The organism is Stenotrophomonas sp. NY11291 (genome assembly GCF_023277365.1).
In the GTDB taxonomy this organism is placed as follows: Bacteria; Pseudomonadota; Gammaproteobacteria; order Xanthomonadales; family Xanthomonadaceae; genus Stenotrophomonas; species Stenotrophomonas geniculata.
In genome coordinates this window covers 2,552,523-2,566,202 of the sequence record NZ_CP096975.1, presented here as the reverse complement: position 1 = coordinate 2,566,202, position 13,680 = coordinate 2,552,523, and the positions used below count along the sequence as shown (strand labels likewise).

At 66.0% G+C, this 13,680-nt stretch carries 10 protein-coding genes; 4 read left to right on the top strand and 6 right to left on the bottom strand.

What is annotated here, in order from left to right; translation table 11 throughout:
* Nucleotides 1-11 precede the first annotated feature (11 nt).
* Nucleotides 12-1,658: a fatty acid--CoA ligase gene (locus M1L61_RS12040; protein ID WP_248853502.1), complete on the bottom strand. Its 1,647-nt coding sequence runs from the start codon at nt 1,656-1,658 to the stop codon at nt 12-14.
* A gap of 129 nt (nt 1,659-1,787) precedes the next feature.
* Between M1L61_RS12040 and M1L61_RS12035 the strand changes: the two genes are divergently transcribed.
* Entirely contained in the window at nt 1,788-2,462 is a 675-nt protein-coding gene (locus M1L61_RS12035; RefSeq protein ID WP_010485636.1) for a response regulator transcription factor, read from the top strand.
* A gap of 4 nt (nt 2,463-2,466) precedes the next feature.
* Here the strand turns inward: M1L61_RS12035 and M1L61_RS12030 are convergent, their stop codons facing one another.
* From M1L61_RS12030 to M1L61_RS12015, 4 genes are read right to left on the bottom strand one after another with little or no spacing between them, the layout of a single operon-like run.
* On the bottom strand, nt 2,467-5,796 hold the full coding sequence (locus M1L61_RS12030; RefSeq protein ID WP_248853501.1) for a PAS-domain containing protein: 3,330 nt from the start codon (nt 5,794-5,796) through the stop codon (nt 2,467-2,469).
* 36 nt (nt 5,797-5,832) lie between these two features.
* Nucleotides 5,833-6,309 carry a MaoC family dehydratase gene (locus M1L61_RS12025; protein WP_049409684.1) on the bottom strand — a complete coding sequence of 159 codons (477 nt, stop codon included), beginning with the start codon at nt 6,307-6,309 and terminating at the stop codon, nt 5,833-5,835.
* Nucleotides 6,306-7,184: an alpha/beta hydrolase gene (locus tag M1L61_RS12020; RefSeq protein WP_248853500.1), complete on the bottom strand. Its 879-nt coding sequence runs from the start codon at nt 7,182-7,184 to the stop codon at nt 6,306-6,308. The genes M1L61_RS12025 and M1L61_RS12020 overlap by 4 nt, the downstream gene beginning before the upstream one ends.
* A 32-nt stretch (nt 7,185-7,216) precedes the next feature.
* A complete protein-coding gene (locus M1L61_RS12015; protein ID WP_248854780.1) occupies nt 7,217-9,391 on the bottom strand; it encodes a TonB-dependent receptor in 2,175 nt (724 codons plus the stop codon).
* 221 nt (nt 9,392-9,612) lie between these two features.
* On the opposite strand from M1L61_RS12015, the gene M1L61_RS12010 reads away from it, so the two are divergent.
* The 3 genes from M1L61_RS12010 (at nt 9,613) to M1L61_RS12000 (ending at nt 12,660) form a co-directional block, all read left to right on the top strand.
* Nucleotides 9,613-10,617: a PHB depolymerase family esterase gene (locus M1L61_RS12010; protein WP_241872781.1), complete on the top strand. Its 1,005-nt coding sequence runs from the start codon at nt 9,613-9,615 to the stop codon at nt 10,615-10,617.
* A gap of 576 nt (nt 10,618-11,193) precedes the next feature.
* Nucleotides 11,194-12,009, top strand: a complete 816-nt coding sequence (locus tag M1L61_RS12005; RefSeq protein ID WP_057504109.1) for a trypsin-like serine protease — start codon at nt 11,194-11,196, stop codon at nt 12,007-12,009.
* A gap of 78 nt (nt 12,010-12,087) precedes the next feature.
* Nucleotides 12,088-12,660, top strand: a complete 573-nt coding sequence (locus M1L61_RS12000) for a hypothetical protein (protein WP_238794387.1) — start codon at nt 12,088-12,090, stop codon at nt 12,658-12,660.
* On the opposite strand, the gene M1L61_RS11995 is transcribed toward M1L61_RS12000, so the two are convergent.
* On the bottom strand, nt 12,617-13,651 hold the full coding sequence (locus M1L61_RS11995) for a methionine synthase (protein ID WP_049455201.1): 1,035 nt from the start codon (nt 13,649-13,651) through the stop codon (nt 12,617-12,619). The genes M1L61_RS12000 and M1L61_RS11995 overlap by 44 nt on opposite strands.
* Nucleotides 13,652-13,680 lie beyond the last annotated feature (29 nt).

Sequence of the window (13,680 nt, the reverse complement as noted above, 5' to 3'; positions counted from 1 at the left end):
GGCAGAGGGCGTCAGCGCCCGCCGGTGCCAGCGCCCGGATCATGCAGCCCGCGCAGTTTTTTCTTGTTGATCTTGCCCACGCTGGTCCGCTCGATCGCATCCACGAAGCTGACACGCTCCGGAATCGCATGGCGTGAGATGTCTCCGGAACGGCTGCGCGCTGCGACCAGTTCGATGATCTCCGCCTCTGACACATCACGGCCGGGCTGCCTGACCACCAGTGGCAGCGGCCGTTCGCCCCATTTCGCATCGGCGATACCGATCACCGCGACCTCGCTGACCGCCGGGTGCAGTGCGATGATGTCTTCGAGCGCGAGCGAGGAGATCCATTCGCCACCGGTCTTGATCACGTCCTTGATGCGATCGGTGACGCGCAGGTAGCCACCTGCATCGATGTTGCCGATGTCGCCGGTGTGCAGGTAGCCGCCCGCCCACAGCGCTGCCGAAGCGTCCGGATCGTGCAGGTAACCCTGGGTCAGCCAGGGGGCTCGTGCCACCACTTCGCCGGTGGCCACGCCATCGTGGACGACATCGCCCATGTCCGGGTCGACAATGCGCAGGTCCACCAGCGGCACCGGAGTGCCGGCCTTGGTGCGCAGTGACAGCACCTCGTCGGCATCGGTCATGCTGTCCAGGTCGATCTGGGCGATGGTGAGCAGGGGGCAGGTCTCGGACATGCCATAGCCGCCGAAGATGTCGATGCCCCGTGCCAGTGCACGCTGCGCCAGAGAACGGGGCAGGGCCGCACCGCCGATGATCACCTTCCAGCCCTCCAGGTCGGTCTGCGCCGCGTCCGGATGCTCCAGCAGCATGTGAAGGATGGTTGGCACACAGTGCGAGAAGGTCACCTTTTCGCGCGCGATCAACGCCAGCAGCTTCGCAGGCAGGTAGCGCCCCGGATAGACCTGCTTGATGCCCATCGCGGTAGCCACGTAGGGCAGGCCCCACGCGTGCACATGGAACATCGGGGTCATGGGCATGTAGACGTCGTCACGGTGCAGGCGGCCCTGGCGGGGGGCGCCGCCGAGCGCGGCCATCGCCGCCAGCGAATGCAGCACCAGCTGCCGATGGCTGAAATAGACCCCTTTGGGCAACCCGGTGGTTCCGGTGGTGTAGAACACCGTGGCACGGGCATTCTCGTCGAAGTCCGGGAAGCGGACGACCGGCGTGGCATCACGCAGGCCCGCTTCATACTCGGTGGCGAAGCCTGGCGGCAGCGGGCCATCAGCATCGTCCAGCAGAATGCGGGTGCGCAGGTCCGGCAGCTGCTCGTCGATGGCGTCCAGCAGCGGCAGGAACTCGCGGTTGGCCAGGATCGCCCGCGCGCCGCTGTGGTTCAGCGTGTACGCGATCTGCTCGGGGGCCAGGCGCACGTTCACCATCATCAGCACCGCACCGATCATCGGCACCGCGAAGTAGGCCTCCAGGTAGCGGTTGCTGTCCCAGTCCATCACCGCCACCGTGTCGCCGTGGCCGACTCCCAGCGAGGTCAGCAGGCCTGCCAGCTGGCCGATGCGCGCGTGCAGGGTGCGGTAATCGAACCGTACCTGGTCGCCGTAGACGATTTCCTGTCCAGGGCTCACCGCCAGCGGCATCAGCAGCAGCTGCTTGATCAGCAGTGGATAGGCATGGGCATCGGGAGTGGGGGCGGATGACATGGCATTTCCTCGTGGACGGCGTTGCGGTCGCCGGCCTTCTCCGCCCCACACTAGCAAGCCCTTCCTGCTGTACCAGCGTACCTAGGTACCTGTTCCCGCGCGCAGCCGATTTGATAATCTCGCCAGGACATGCCAACCCTGCTCATCGCCGATGATCACCCCTTGTTCCGTGCGGCACTGCATCGCGCGGCGGAAGAGGCGGTCGCCGATCTGCAGATCAGCGAGGCTGATTCGCTGGACGGCGTGCTGGAGGTGATCGAGAACCAGTCGATCGACCTGATGCTGCTTGACCTGCACATGCCCGGCAACCATGGGCTGGCCGGGTTGGCCACGATCCGTGCCCTGCAGCCGGGCCTGGCGATCATCATCGTCTCCGCCAACGAGGAGCCGCAGGTCATCCGGCGTGCCATCGACCTCGGCGCCGCAGGCTACCTGCCCAAGAGCTCGGGCTTGAACGAACTGCAGTCCGCGCTGCAGTCCGTGCTGGAGGGTGAGCGCTGGATTCCAGCGTTGCTGCGCGAGCCGGTGGCGCGGGTGGCACCGTTCAGCAGGGATGCCGACCTGGCCGCACGCCTGGCCAGCCTGTCGGCACATCAGTACAAGGTGCTGGGGCTGGTGGCCGAGGGCCTGCTCAACAAGCAGATCGCCGACCGGCTGGGCGTACAGCTGCGCACGGTCAAGGCACACATGACACGCATCATGGAGCGGCTGGGCGTGCGCAACCGCGCGCAGGCCATCCGCGTGCTGCACGAAATGGGATTGGCCGATCCGTCCCGGCAGATCGAAGAGCTTCCCGAGCCCTGATGGGTCAGGGCGTGGCAGTGGTCGCCAGCAGGTGGTTGATCGCCCAGCGCAGCGCCAACGGCTTGAACGGCTTGTTGAGCAGGGACAGCCCAACGCCGCGCACCGCCTCGCGCGTATCGCTGCCGGTATCGGCACTGAGGATCACCGTCGGCCGCGGCCCATGCATGCCCACCAGCCGCTTCCACAGCGCAACACCGGTATCGCCATCATCCAGGTGATAGTCGAACAGCCACAGCGCCGCCTCGTGCGCTGAGGGTCCGATGTCATCGGCGTTGCCTGCCGCGATCACATCGCAACCCCAGGAATGCAGCAGCTGCCGCATCGCCTCCAGTGCGTCCGGGTCGTTGTCCACCACCAGTACACGAATTCCCTTCAGGGCGCTGCTGCCGCCCGTCGGTGGTGGACTGCGCGGAGTCACAGGGGGGGCTGCGCGTTGCACGCTGATCGAGAAGGCCGAGCCATGCCCGGGTACGCTGCGCAGGTGCAAGGGTGCATGCAGCAGGTCGGCGATGCGGTGCGCGATGGTCAAGCCCAGGCCCAGTCCTTGCCCGTTGCTGCGATCGATCCGGTGGAACTCCTCGAACACCACCGCCTGCTGCTCCGGAGCAATGCCGGGGCCGGTGTCATGCACGCCGATCATCAGTGCCTGCCCCTGGCGGCGCGCACCCAGCAAGACACCGCCATGGCGGGTGTAACGAATGGCGTTGGCCAGGAAGTTCTGCAGCACCCGGCGCAGCAGCAGCGGGTCGCTATGGACCCAGGCCTGGCTCCGCACGTGGCGGAACTGCAGGCCACGCGCCGCCGCCAGCACCGCGAACTCCTGCGCAAGCGGATCGAGCACGGTCGACAGCGCGAAGGGGCGCGGATCGGCCACCAGCCCACCGGCTTCCAGTCGCGAGATATCCAGCAGGCCGGACAGCAGGTCATCAGTGGAATCCAATGCGCCGCGGATCTGCCGCAGGAAACTGTCGAGGAACTCGGACTCGATGTGCTGCGACATCGCCTCGGTCAGCAACTGGGCCGCATGCAGGGGCTGGATGAGATCATGGCCGACCGCCGTCAGGAAGCGCGTTTTCGCTGCGTTCGCGCGCTCGGCCTCCTGTACCGCCTGCTGCAGCCGCGCGGTGCGGTCCTGTACCCGGCGCTCCAGATTCTCATTACTGCGCTTGAGCGCATCTTCCGCGCGGCGGAACGCCGTGACATCGGTGAAGGTGGCTACATAGCCACCGCCCGGCATCGGGTTGCCGCGGATCTCGACGATGGTGTCATCGGGGAAGATCCGTTCGGACAGGTGTGGCGTGCCACGGCGCATATGCGCGACGCGGCGCTGCAATGCCTTGGTCGGCGTGTCGCCAGGGCCGTCGCCGATCTTCAGCTGTCCCAGTGCCCATGCCGTGAGGTTGACCACCGGCTGCCCGACCTGCAGCAGCTCCGGCGGGAACCTGAACAGCGCGGCGTAGCGGCTGTTCCAGGCCACCAGCTGCAGCTGCGCATCGACCACGCTGATGCCCTGGCTCATGTTCTCCAGCGCAGCTTCCAGCAGGCGCTGGTTGAAGCGCAGCACCTGGGTGGCCTCGCCGACGGCGCGGGTCACCGCGTCCAGCGGCGCGGCGCCGCCCTCGCGTGCGGCTTCGACCAACAGCCGTGCCATGCCTGCGCCGACCACGGCCGTCAGCTCACGCTCGACGGCGGTGACCCGGTCGTCATCCAGCATCTGCCCGGCGTGGCCCTCCAGCAGCTGGCGCGCACGCTCCTGGCCAAGGAAGCGTCCGGCGGTCCTGCGCAGGGACGCCGCAGCCACCGCATCCCGCCTCCGCGGCAAGGACGGACGCACGGCCCGCGACACCAAGGCCACGGCCAGCAGGTTGACCGCCAGGCTGGCCCCCATGCTGATGGCGATATGCCCCGGCTGCACGCGCAGCGAGACCACCGACAACCAATGCAGCCCGTCGGCGTCGACCGACGGCGTCGCGGCCGGGATCACCATCGGCAGCAGTACCAGCCACAGCCAGGCCAACGAGCCCAGCACGATGCCGGCCATGATGGCCGCGGAGGGCGTACGTGGGCGATACACCGCCAGCAGCACAGCCGGTGCCAGCTGCGAGAGGGCGGTGAAGGACATCAGGCCGAAATCGCTGAGTGCCTCGGTGCCGCTCATCGCGCGGCTGTACAGCCACGACATCAGGAACACGGCGAGGATGCCGGCACGGCGGAACGCCAGCACGCGCGGGCGCAGATCGGCGTTGGCCACGCCACCCTCGATGCCGCCGAGCAGGCGCGAACCGAATCCATGGTTGCCAAGCATGATCGACAGGGTCAGCCCGGAGAGGATCATCATGCCGGTGGCCGCGCTCAGGCTGCCCAGATAGGCCAGCAGCGCCAGCAGATGATGGCCACCGGCCTGCGGCAGCGCCAGCACGTACAGGTCCGGTGATACCGAGGCCGGCAGCTGCGCAGCACCGGCCAATGCCATCGGCACCGACGGCAGACCGATCAGCAGCAGGTAGACCGGGAACATCCAGCGTGCCGTCTTCAGGTCCGATGTCTGGCGAAGCTCGACCACGCCGACGTGGAACTGGTGAGGCAGGGTGAACGCGGAGATCGCCCCCAGCGCGACCATGGTGAGATAGTCCGGCACGATGGCCGGGGGCGGCAGCTGCACCATCTTCTCCAGCAGCGGTGTGCCGGCCGTGTGCACGGACAGCGCCGCATACAGGCCAATGGCCAACAGCGCCACCAGTTTCAACACCGATTCCAGGCCCAGCGCGACCACGATGCCGCGGTTGGGCTCGGTGGCCGAGGCCTTGCGTGCACCGAACAGCAGGGTGAACGCAGCCATCGTCAGCGCGAACCAGAACGACATGTCCAGCTGCGCACCGGCAGGCGCGAACCGATCACCGAGCAGGGCGCCCAGCCCCTGGCTGACGGCTTTCAGCTGCAGTGCGATGTAGGGAATGATGCCGAACAGCGCCACCAGGGTGATGGTGAAGCCAAGACCACGATCGGCACGCAGTCGTGCAACGACCAGATCGGCGATGGTGGCACTGTTGTGCTGTTTGGCCAGCCGCCCCAGGCGGAGCAGGAACGGCAGGCCCAAGGCGAAGATCAGCGCCATCCCGGCCAGGGTCGGTGGAATCGGAAAGCCCCATTGCAGCCCCTGCGAGGCCGCGCCGTAGTAGGTCCACGCGGTGCAGTGCACGGCCAGCGACAGTGCATAGATGAGCGGCCATGCCCTCGAAAGCCGGTGCCCCCGGCGCTCGCCCCACAGCGCCACGCCAAACAGCAGTGCGGTCCATGCAATGCAGGCGAAGAGGACGATGGAGGGCGTCAACATCGCTCCAGTGTAGGGAGAGAAGCGGGGAGGGTGGTGCTAGGAGGCGATCACGATCAGTGACAGCTGCTCAGCGACCAGTGCCAGCTCGCCATCAGCAACCCGCTCGACGGCCTTGCGCTGGGTCAGCAGCCATTGGCCGGGCTGCCGCGCGTCCAGTGACACCAGCTGCGAGCGTACCCGCACCTCGGACCCGCTCGGCACCGGCGCCAGGAAGCGGACCTTGTTCAAGCCGTAGTTGAGCACGTGGGCGATGCCGGGGAAGCCAGCGAGGGCGGCCACATCGTCCTCCACCGTCAGCGAGAGCAGCAGGAAGCCGTGTGCGATGGTCTGCCCACCCGGCATCTGGGCCTGCACCCGCGCTGGATCGACATGGATCCAGTTGTGGTCGCCGGTGGCGTCGGCAAAGGCATCGATACGCGTCTGGTCCACGCGGGTCACGCCACTCAGCCGCTCGCTGGCTGCCCACTGCTGCAACGCCTGCAGGGCGGGAGGCAGGTCGCTGTCCGCACTCACGCCACACGCTCCAGCAAGGTCAGGATCGCGTCACGCGCCTCTGGCTCGGACAGCATCGGCGCGTGCCCCACATCGGGCACCTCCACCAGGCGGGCACTTTCCGAGGTGGCCGCCATCTGCCGCGCGACATCGGCCGGCAGAATGTCGGACAGCGCACCACGTACCACCAGCACCGGCACCCGTGCGGTCAGCCCGCGGACCGCACGCCACAGCAGCGGACGCAACAGCCACAGCAACCATGGCCGGGTAGTACGGATCACTGCCGGGTCGTAGTCCAGTTCCAACAGGCCATCGCTGCGCGGGCGGAAGGTGCGCACCGCCATCTGCCGCCAGTCGTCGGTGCTGAAGCGCGGGAACGCAGCCTTGCCGATGGATTCCACGTAGGCCGTGGCCTGCACCAGGTCCATCGGCGGGACCGGCTTGCCGGCGTACTTGCCGATCCGTGCCAGCGCCTCGCGTGGCACCTTGGGGCCGGCATCGTTGAGCACCGCCCCGGAAATCCGCCCGGGCGCGCGCGAGGCGAGGGTGATGGTCACCAGCACGCCCAGCGAGGTGCCGATGAACACCGCCTTGTCGATGCTCTGCGAGCGCAGCAACGCAACCATGTCATCCGCATAGGCACGCGGGTTGTAGCTGGACGGGTCATATGCGCGTTCCGAGCCTGCACGACCACGCAGGTCGACCGCGATCACGCGCCAGCCCTCGGCGGTGAGTACATTGGCAAGCGCATCGAAGTCGGCACCATTGCGGGTCAGTCCTGGAATGCAGACCACTGTGCCACGCGCTGCCTGCCCCGCATCGGGTGCATGGTCGCGCGCATGCAGGCGCAATCCATCATTGCTGTTCCAGTACAGGTCGTCGTAAGACTGCGTCATGCAGAAGCTTCCTGAAGATCGTAACGGATGCGCTAGAAATCGTAACGGACGCTGAGGCTATATTCGCGTGGTGGGCCATAGAAGCCAATCAGCGTGCCGACCGCCGGGATGTTGTAGCCGGTGGTGCGGTATTCCTTGTCGGCCAGGTTGGTGCCCTGCAGCGAGAAGGTCCACGCGTCATCCAAGCGCCAGATGACGCCGGCATTGACCAGCCCGTAACCCTGCTGTCGGATCACCGGGCTGAGGTCGGTGGTCGGCCACACTTCGCTCTGGTAACTGTAGCTCACCCGTGCCGACAGGTTGCTGCCGTTGGCCAGGTCGGTGCGGTATTCCACGTTGAACGCACCAGAGAATTCCGGGGCATTGGTGAACTTCATCTGCCTGGCCACGTTGATGCCGCGGTCCATGTACTCGTCGTACCTGGTATCCAGCCATGCCAGGTTGCCGGAAATCAGCCAGTGCTGGCTGGGCAGGTACTGATACTCGACTTCCAGGCCTTTGACGGTACCGGCGCCGGCGTTGGTGAAGTCGCCGAAGAAGGAATCGTCGATGCCATCGCCGTTGGTATCCAGACCGGTGAACACCGACAGCTGGATGTCCTTGTACTTGTTGTAGAACGCCGACAGGTTCAGGAACAGGCGCTGGTCGAGGAAGGCCATCTTGCTGCCGACTTCGTAGCTGTCCACGGTCTCGTCATCGAACGGCTCCGCCGAGCGCGGTACCGCCGCCGCGTTGGCACGGATGTTGTAGCCACCGGACTTGAAGCCACGCGTCGCCAGGCCATAGACCATGATGTCCGGGGTGATCTGGTAGTCCAGCGAGACCTTGGGCGAGACGTTCTTGAAGTTGGTCTTCTTGTCGAAATCGGCGGTCACCGCCACCGGCCGGCTGAAGCCCGGGTCGGCGTAGAGGCGGTTCAGCACGATCGCGCGCTTGTCCTCGTCGGTGTAGCGGGCGCCGACATCGAGCTTCAGTCTGCTGGTCAGGTCGAAGGTCCAGTCCGCGTACAGCGCGATGCTGTCGGTCAGCACCTTGCCCTGGTTGTCGGCGAACTGCGCACTGAAGTAGTTGTTCTGGATCTGCCCGCCAGCTTCGCCGCTGAACTGGTACAGGCCGACCACGCCGCGCATCCGGCCGCCGGCATCGTAGTTCACCTGCACTTCGTTGCTGACCTGGTCGTCGTGGTAGGTGCCACCCACGTCGGCGAGCTTGACCGGCGCGGTATCGAAGTCGATGTTGGCCTCGCTGTCCGATTCACGCTTGGCGATCACGTACTTCAGTGCGATGTCTTCGTTCGGCCGCCAGTTCACCGTGGCCGAGGCGCCCTTGCTCTCCACGTTGTTGAGGTTGCGCATGCCCGAGCGGATGTCATAGCGACTGTCCATCGGCGGGTAGGCGCGCAGGAACGGATTGGGCGCCAGCATCTTCGAGCCGCGCATGCCGGACTGATCGTCGATCCAGTCCAGTGCGAACTGCACGTCGAGGTCATCGCCCGCATACGCGCCCAGATTCAGGCGTGCCGCGTTGATCTGCTTGTCGCTGACCGGCTGGCCGTTGAAGGTGTTCTCGCCAAACCCGTCGTGGTTCATGCTGGCCACCGCCACACGGGCGCGCAGGCCGCTGTCGGCACCGCCGATCGGGCCACCGATGGCCGCCTTCGCATCCAGCTGGCTGTAGTTGCCCACGGTGATCTGGGCGAAGCCCTCGGTCTGGGTGGGCAGGCCGCGCGAGATGTACTTGATCGCGCCGCCGATGGTGTTCTTGCCATACAGCGTGCCCTGCGGGCCGCGCAGCACCTCGATGCGCGAGACATCGAACACATCCAGCAGCGCACCCTGCGGACGCGCGATATAGACGTCGTCCAGGTAGATGCCCACGCCCGGATCGGCGCCCCAGGTGGGATCGGACTGGCCGATGCCACGGATGTAGGCGGTGACCGTGCTGCTGGCGCCGCGGGCAGCGTAGATGGTCAGGTTGGGCACCTGCGCATCCAGGTCGCTGATGTCCTGGACATTCATCTTGTCCAGCGCCTCGGAGGTAAACGCAGTGACGGCAACCGGCACCTCCTGCAGGGTTTCCTCGCGCTTGCGTGCGGTGACCTTGATGCTGCCCAGGTTGGTGGGTGATGCAGTCCTGCTCACCGTCGGCGTGGCCTGGGGTGCTTCCTGTGCCAGTACCGGCCCGGAGGCCAGCAGCGCGCCGATCATGAGACTCAAACAATTCCGTTTCATTCGGTCCTCCCCCAGGCAGGTGCTTGCAGATGGCCCATTGCCACCCCTGCAGCCAAGGCTAGCGGTGTCATCGGGCAGCGGCGAGTGGACCTAGGTCCAGTCGGCAGCGGCCGCCGGATGCGGATACTGGGCGCGCCCCCAGCCGGAAGCGCATCCCGGTACCCCTTCATCCACGACTCACGCATGAGGATCTGGCCATGAAATCCGGAATCGATTCGATCAAGGTTGTACTGCTGATACTGTGCAGTTGGCTGGCGATGGCGGGCAGCGCCGTTGCCGCAGGCCCGGCCGGGCATTGGGACATTGGCCTGTACGGCAATCTGTTCGGCGCCCGCGAATACCAGGTGTGGGTGCCCGCCGGCTACGACGACACACAACCGCTGCCTCTGCTGCTGGTGCTGCACGGCTGCGTGACCGGGCCGAACCTGATGGGCGAGGCCTCGGGCTTCAACGATGTGGCCGACACCGAAGGCTTCATCGTGGTCTACCCGCGGCAGAACGTCACCTCCAATCCGGCCCGCTGCTGGAACTGGCAGCTGCCGATCAACCAGGCACGCGACAGTGGCGAGCCCTCGCTCCTGGCCGGCATCGTGGAAAAGGTGAAGGCGGCTTACAGCGTTGATCCGCATCGCGTGTACGTCACCGGCATTTCGGCGGGCGGCGCGATGACCTCGATCATGCTGGGCTGCTATTCGGACGTGTTCGCCGCAGGTGCCATCCATTCCGGTGGCATGTTCAAGGGCGCGACCACGATTTCCGGTAGCGCCTACGCACTGTTGGCTGGCAGCATCTACTCGCCGGACAGCAACGGTCGCCTGGCATGGCAGTGTTCAGGTTCGCCGTCGCCGCGACCGCTGCCGGTGCTGGTGTTCCATGGCAGCGCCGACCTCACCGTCAACCCGGTGAACGGGCAGCAGGCCGTGCGCCAGTTCCTGCAGACCAATGACCTGGCCGACGACGGCATGGACAACGATTCGGTGAAGTACGTGCCGACCAGCATCTATCACGGCCAGGTGCCGGGCGGCCGCGCGTATACCGTCGACACCTACGCGTACGGCGGCAGGACGCTGGTCCAGCACTATGTGGTGCAGGGCATGGGGCATGCCTGGAGCGGCAGCCAGTCGGGCCTGCCATTCACCGACCCGAAGGGGCCGGATGCCACGCTGATCACCTGGCTGTTCCTGAAGGACTACCAGCGCTGAGTGGTCGCCGCTGCAGCGTCAAGCCTGGCGGTCGAGACACCATGCTAGCCTTCCCTTTGGCAGGATTGCCTGACAGGGGGAAGGCATGGATACCCGGCGCCGAGATTCCATCGTATTGGCTGCATCCGGCATGCTCGCACTGGCACTGTCCGCCAATGCGCTCGCGCATCCGGGCGGGCTCGACAAGCAGGGTTGCCACACCAACCGGAAAACGGGTGAGTATCACTGCCATCGAGGCGCTCCAGCTGCCCCTCGATACGTCGACACTCCGCGCAGGAGTTTCGCCCCCGCCCCCGCGCGCGGTTCCCGGGCATTTGCCAACTGCGCGGAGGCCCGCGCCGCCGGGGTTGCGCCGGTACGGCGTGGTGATCCGGGGTATGGCCCGCACCTCGATCGTGACAATGACGGCGTGGGCTGTGAACCCTATCGTGGCCGCAGGTAGGGCATGGCCCACCTGGCTTCAACTCCCGTTTCCCCGGGTTCGTCGGCCATCGCCGGGAGTGGTCGCACGATCTCCCCGTATTGCAGGGATATCCCCTAGGCTGTTGTGATTGAACTGCAAGGATGAAAGCAATCATGAACCGCTGGATTTTCCTGGCATTGGCCACGCTCCCGTTCGCCGCCGGTGCCGTGGTCATCCGCGATGATGTTGACGATGCCAGGTACCGGATCGACGCATCGGTGTTCCCGGCACTTGCAGACATGCCGGGCGAGGGGCACGGCGTCCTGATCGCACCGCAGTGGGTGCTGACTGCCGCGCATGCCGCGCCGATGGAGGGGATGGATGCCACGATCACCATCGATGGGAAGGGCTACGGCGTCGAGCGTGTCTTCCTGCACCCCGGCTACCGGAGGATGCCCGAGGCGCTGGGCAAGGAAGCGATGGCAACCGGGAGCGCATCGAAAATCCATGCGTTTCTGGCAGCGTCGGACGACATTGCACTGATCAGACTTGCCGCCCCGGTGAGCGGTGTGCCGCCGGTCGCACTCTACCGTGGCGCCGACGAGGTCACGCAGGTCGCCTCCCTGATAGGGAAAGGCGCCACCGGCAACGGTGCCGTGGGGCTGGCGCCCGGCGGGTCGCATCGTACGACGCTGCGGCGAGCCTGCAACGCGATCACCGGCGGCAACACGCGCTATCTCTGGTACCGGTTCGATCCACCTCCGCAGGGCCTTCCCCTTGAGGGCGTGCTCGGCAACGGCGACAGCGGCGGCCCGCTGCTGATCAGTAAGGAAGGGACCTGGCAGCTGGTGGGCCTCGGCTCCTGGATCACCGCCGTTCCCGAGCATGCGCTAGAGGCGGGCTTCTATGGCCAGGTGGTTTACAACGTCCGCGTGTCCCGCTACCTCAACTGGATCGAAAGCATCATCGAGCGTGATGCGTCACGTTAATGGTGCATCCGGGCAGCCTTCTGCGCAGGTGTTCGCCCGGTCTCAAGTCATGCGACGGGTGTTCGTATCCTTCCCGCCATGGCCTCTTCTTCGTTCAAATTCCCTGCGTGCATGACCGCCTCCCGGCCATCCGGGTGGGTGCAAAGCGGCGAGCGCTGGGATCTGTGGTGGAACGGCCGTTCGGTGGCCAGTATCGTGCCGCATGCCGTGCTCGGGTTCCGCCTGTATCTGGACGCACGCAAGATGTCACAGGCCAAGGTCGTGTCCGCCGCCAGCGCCCGTCAGGCCAAGCGCTACGCCGAGCGCTGGTGTGCTGCACGGCTCTGCCCGCAGTTGCCTCTGCGCGATGCGGTGGCGCGGTTGGTGGCTGTTGCGCCCGGCGCGGGCGCCGTGCCCTCGCAGGTGCTGACGCGGGAGCAGCGGCAGCAGGCCCGGCGCCTGGCTGAAGCCGGGGCAGGGGAGATGGGGAGGATCAAGGAAGCGCTGACACCAAGGCCGCGCATGATGGCCGCCAGGCCCGAGGTGCAGGGACGAGGTGGAGCCTGGTCTGTACCCGGCCAGATTCCATCCTCCTCGCGCCGAAACGGGAACACATCTCCAGCCAGGGCTACACCGAAAGCTCCTCACGCACGATCCGGGCCCCTTCGCTGAGCGCACGCAGCTTGCCCCGTGCCACTTCACGGGCCAGCGGCGCCATGCCGCAGTTGGTGCTCGGGTAAAGCTTGTCGGCATCCACGAACTGCAGGGCCTTGCGCAGGGTGTTGGCTACTTCATCGGCGGTCTCCACCGTGCTGGACGCCACGTCGATGGCGCCGACCATCACTTTCTTGCCACGCACCAGCTCGATCAGGTCGATCGGTACGTGCGAGTTGTGGCATTCCAGCGAGATGATGTCGAGGTTGGAGGTCTGCAGCTTGGGGAACGACTCTTCATACTGCCGCCATTCCGACCCCAGCGTCTGCTTCCAGTCGGTGTTGGCCTTGATGCCGTAGCCGTAGCAGATGTGCACGGCGGTCTCGCACTTCAGTCCTTCGATCGCACGCTCCAACGCGGCTACGCCCCAGTCGTTCACTTCGTCGAAGAACACGTTGAAGGCCGGCTCGTCGAACTGGATGATGTCCACGCCAGCGGCTTCCAGCTCCTTTGCTTCCTCGTTGAGGATCTTCGCGAATTCCCAGGCCAGCTTCTCACGGCTCTTGTAGTGCGCGTCGTACAGCGTGTCGATCATCGTCATCGGGCCAGGCAGTGCCCACTTGATCGGCTGCGTGGTCTGCCGGCGCAGGAACTTCGCATCCTCCACGAACACCGGCTTCGGACGGCTCACTGCGCCGACCACGGTCGGCACGCTGGCATCGTAGCGGTTGCGGATGCGCACGGTCTCGCGCTTCTCGAAATCAACGCCGCTGAGGTGTTCGATGAAGGTGGTGACGAAGTGCTGCCGGGTCTGCTCGCCGTCGCTGACGATATCGATGCCGGCATGCTGCTGTTCCTGCAGGGACAGGCGCAGGGCATCCTGCTTGCCTTCAGTCAGGCCTTCGTCCTGCAGCTTCCAGGGCGACCAGAGTTTTTCGGGTTCTGCCAGCCAGGACGGCTTGGGCAGGCTGCCGGCGGTGGAGGTAGGGAGCAGTTTCTTCGTCGACATTGCGTCTTGTTTCCTGGGGGCGAATGGAA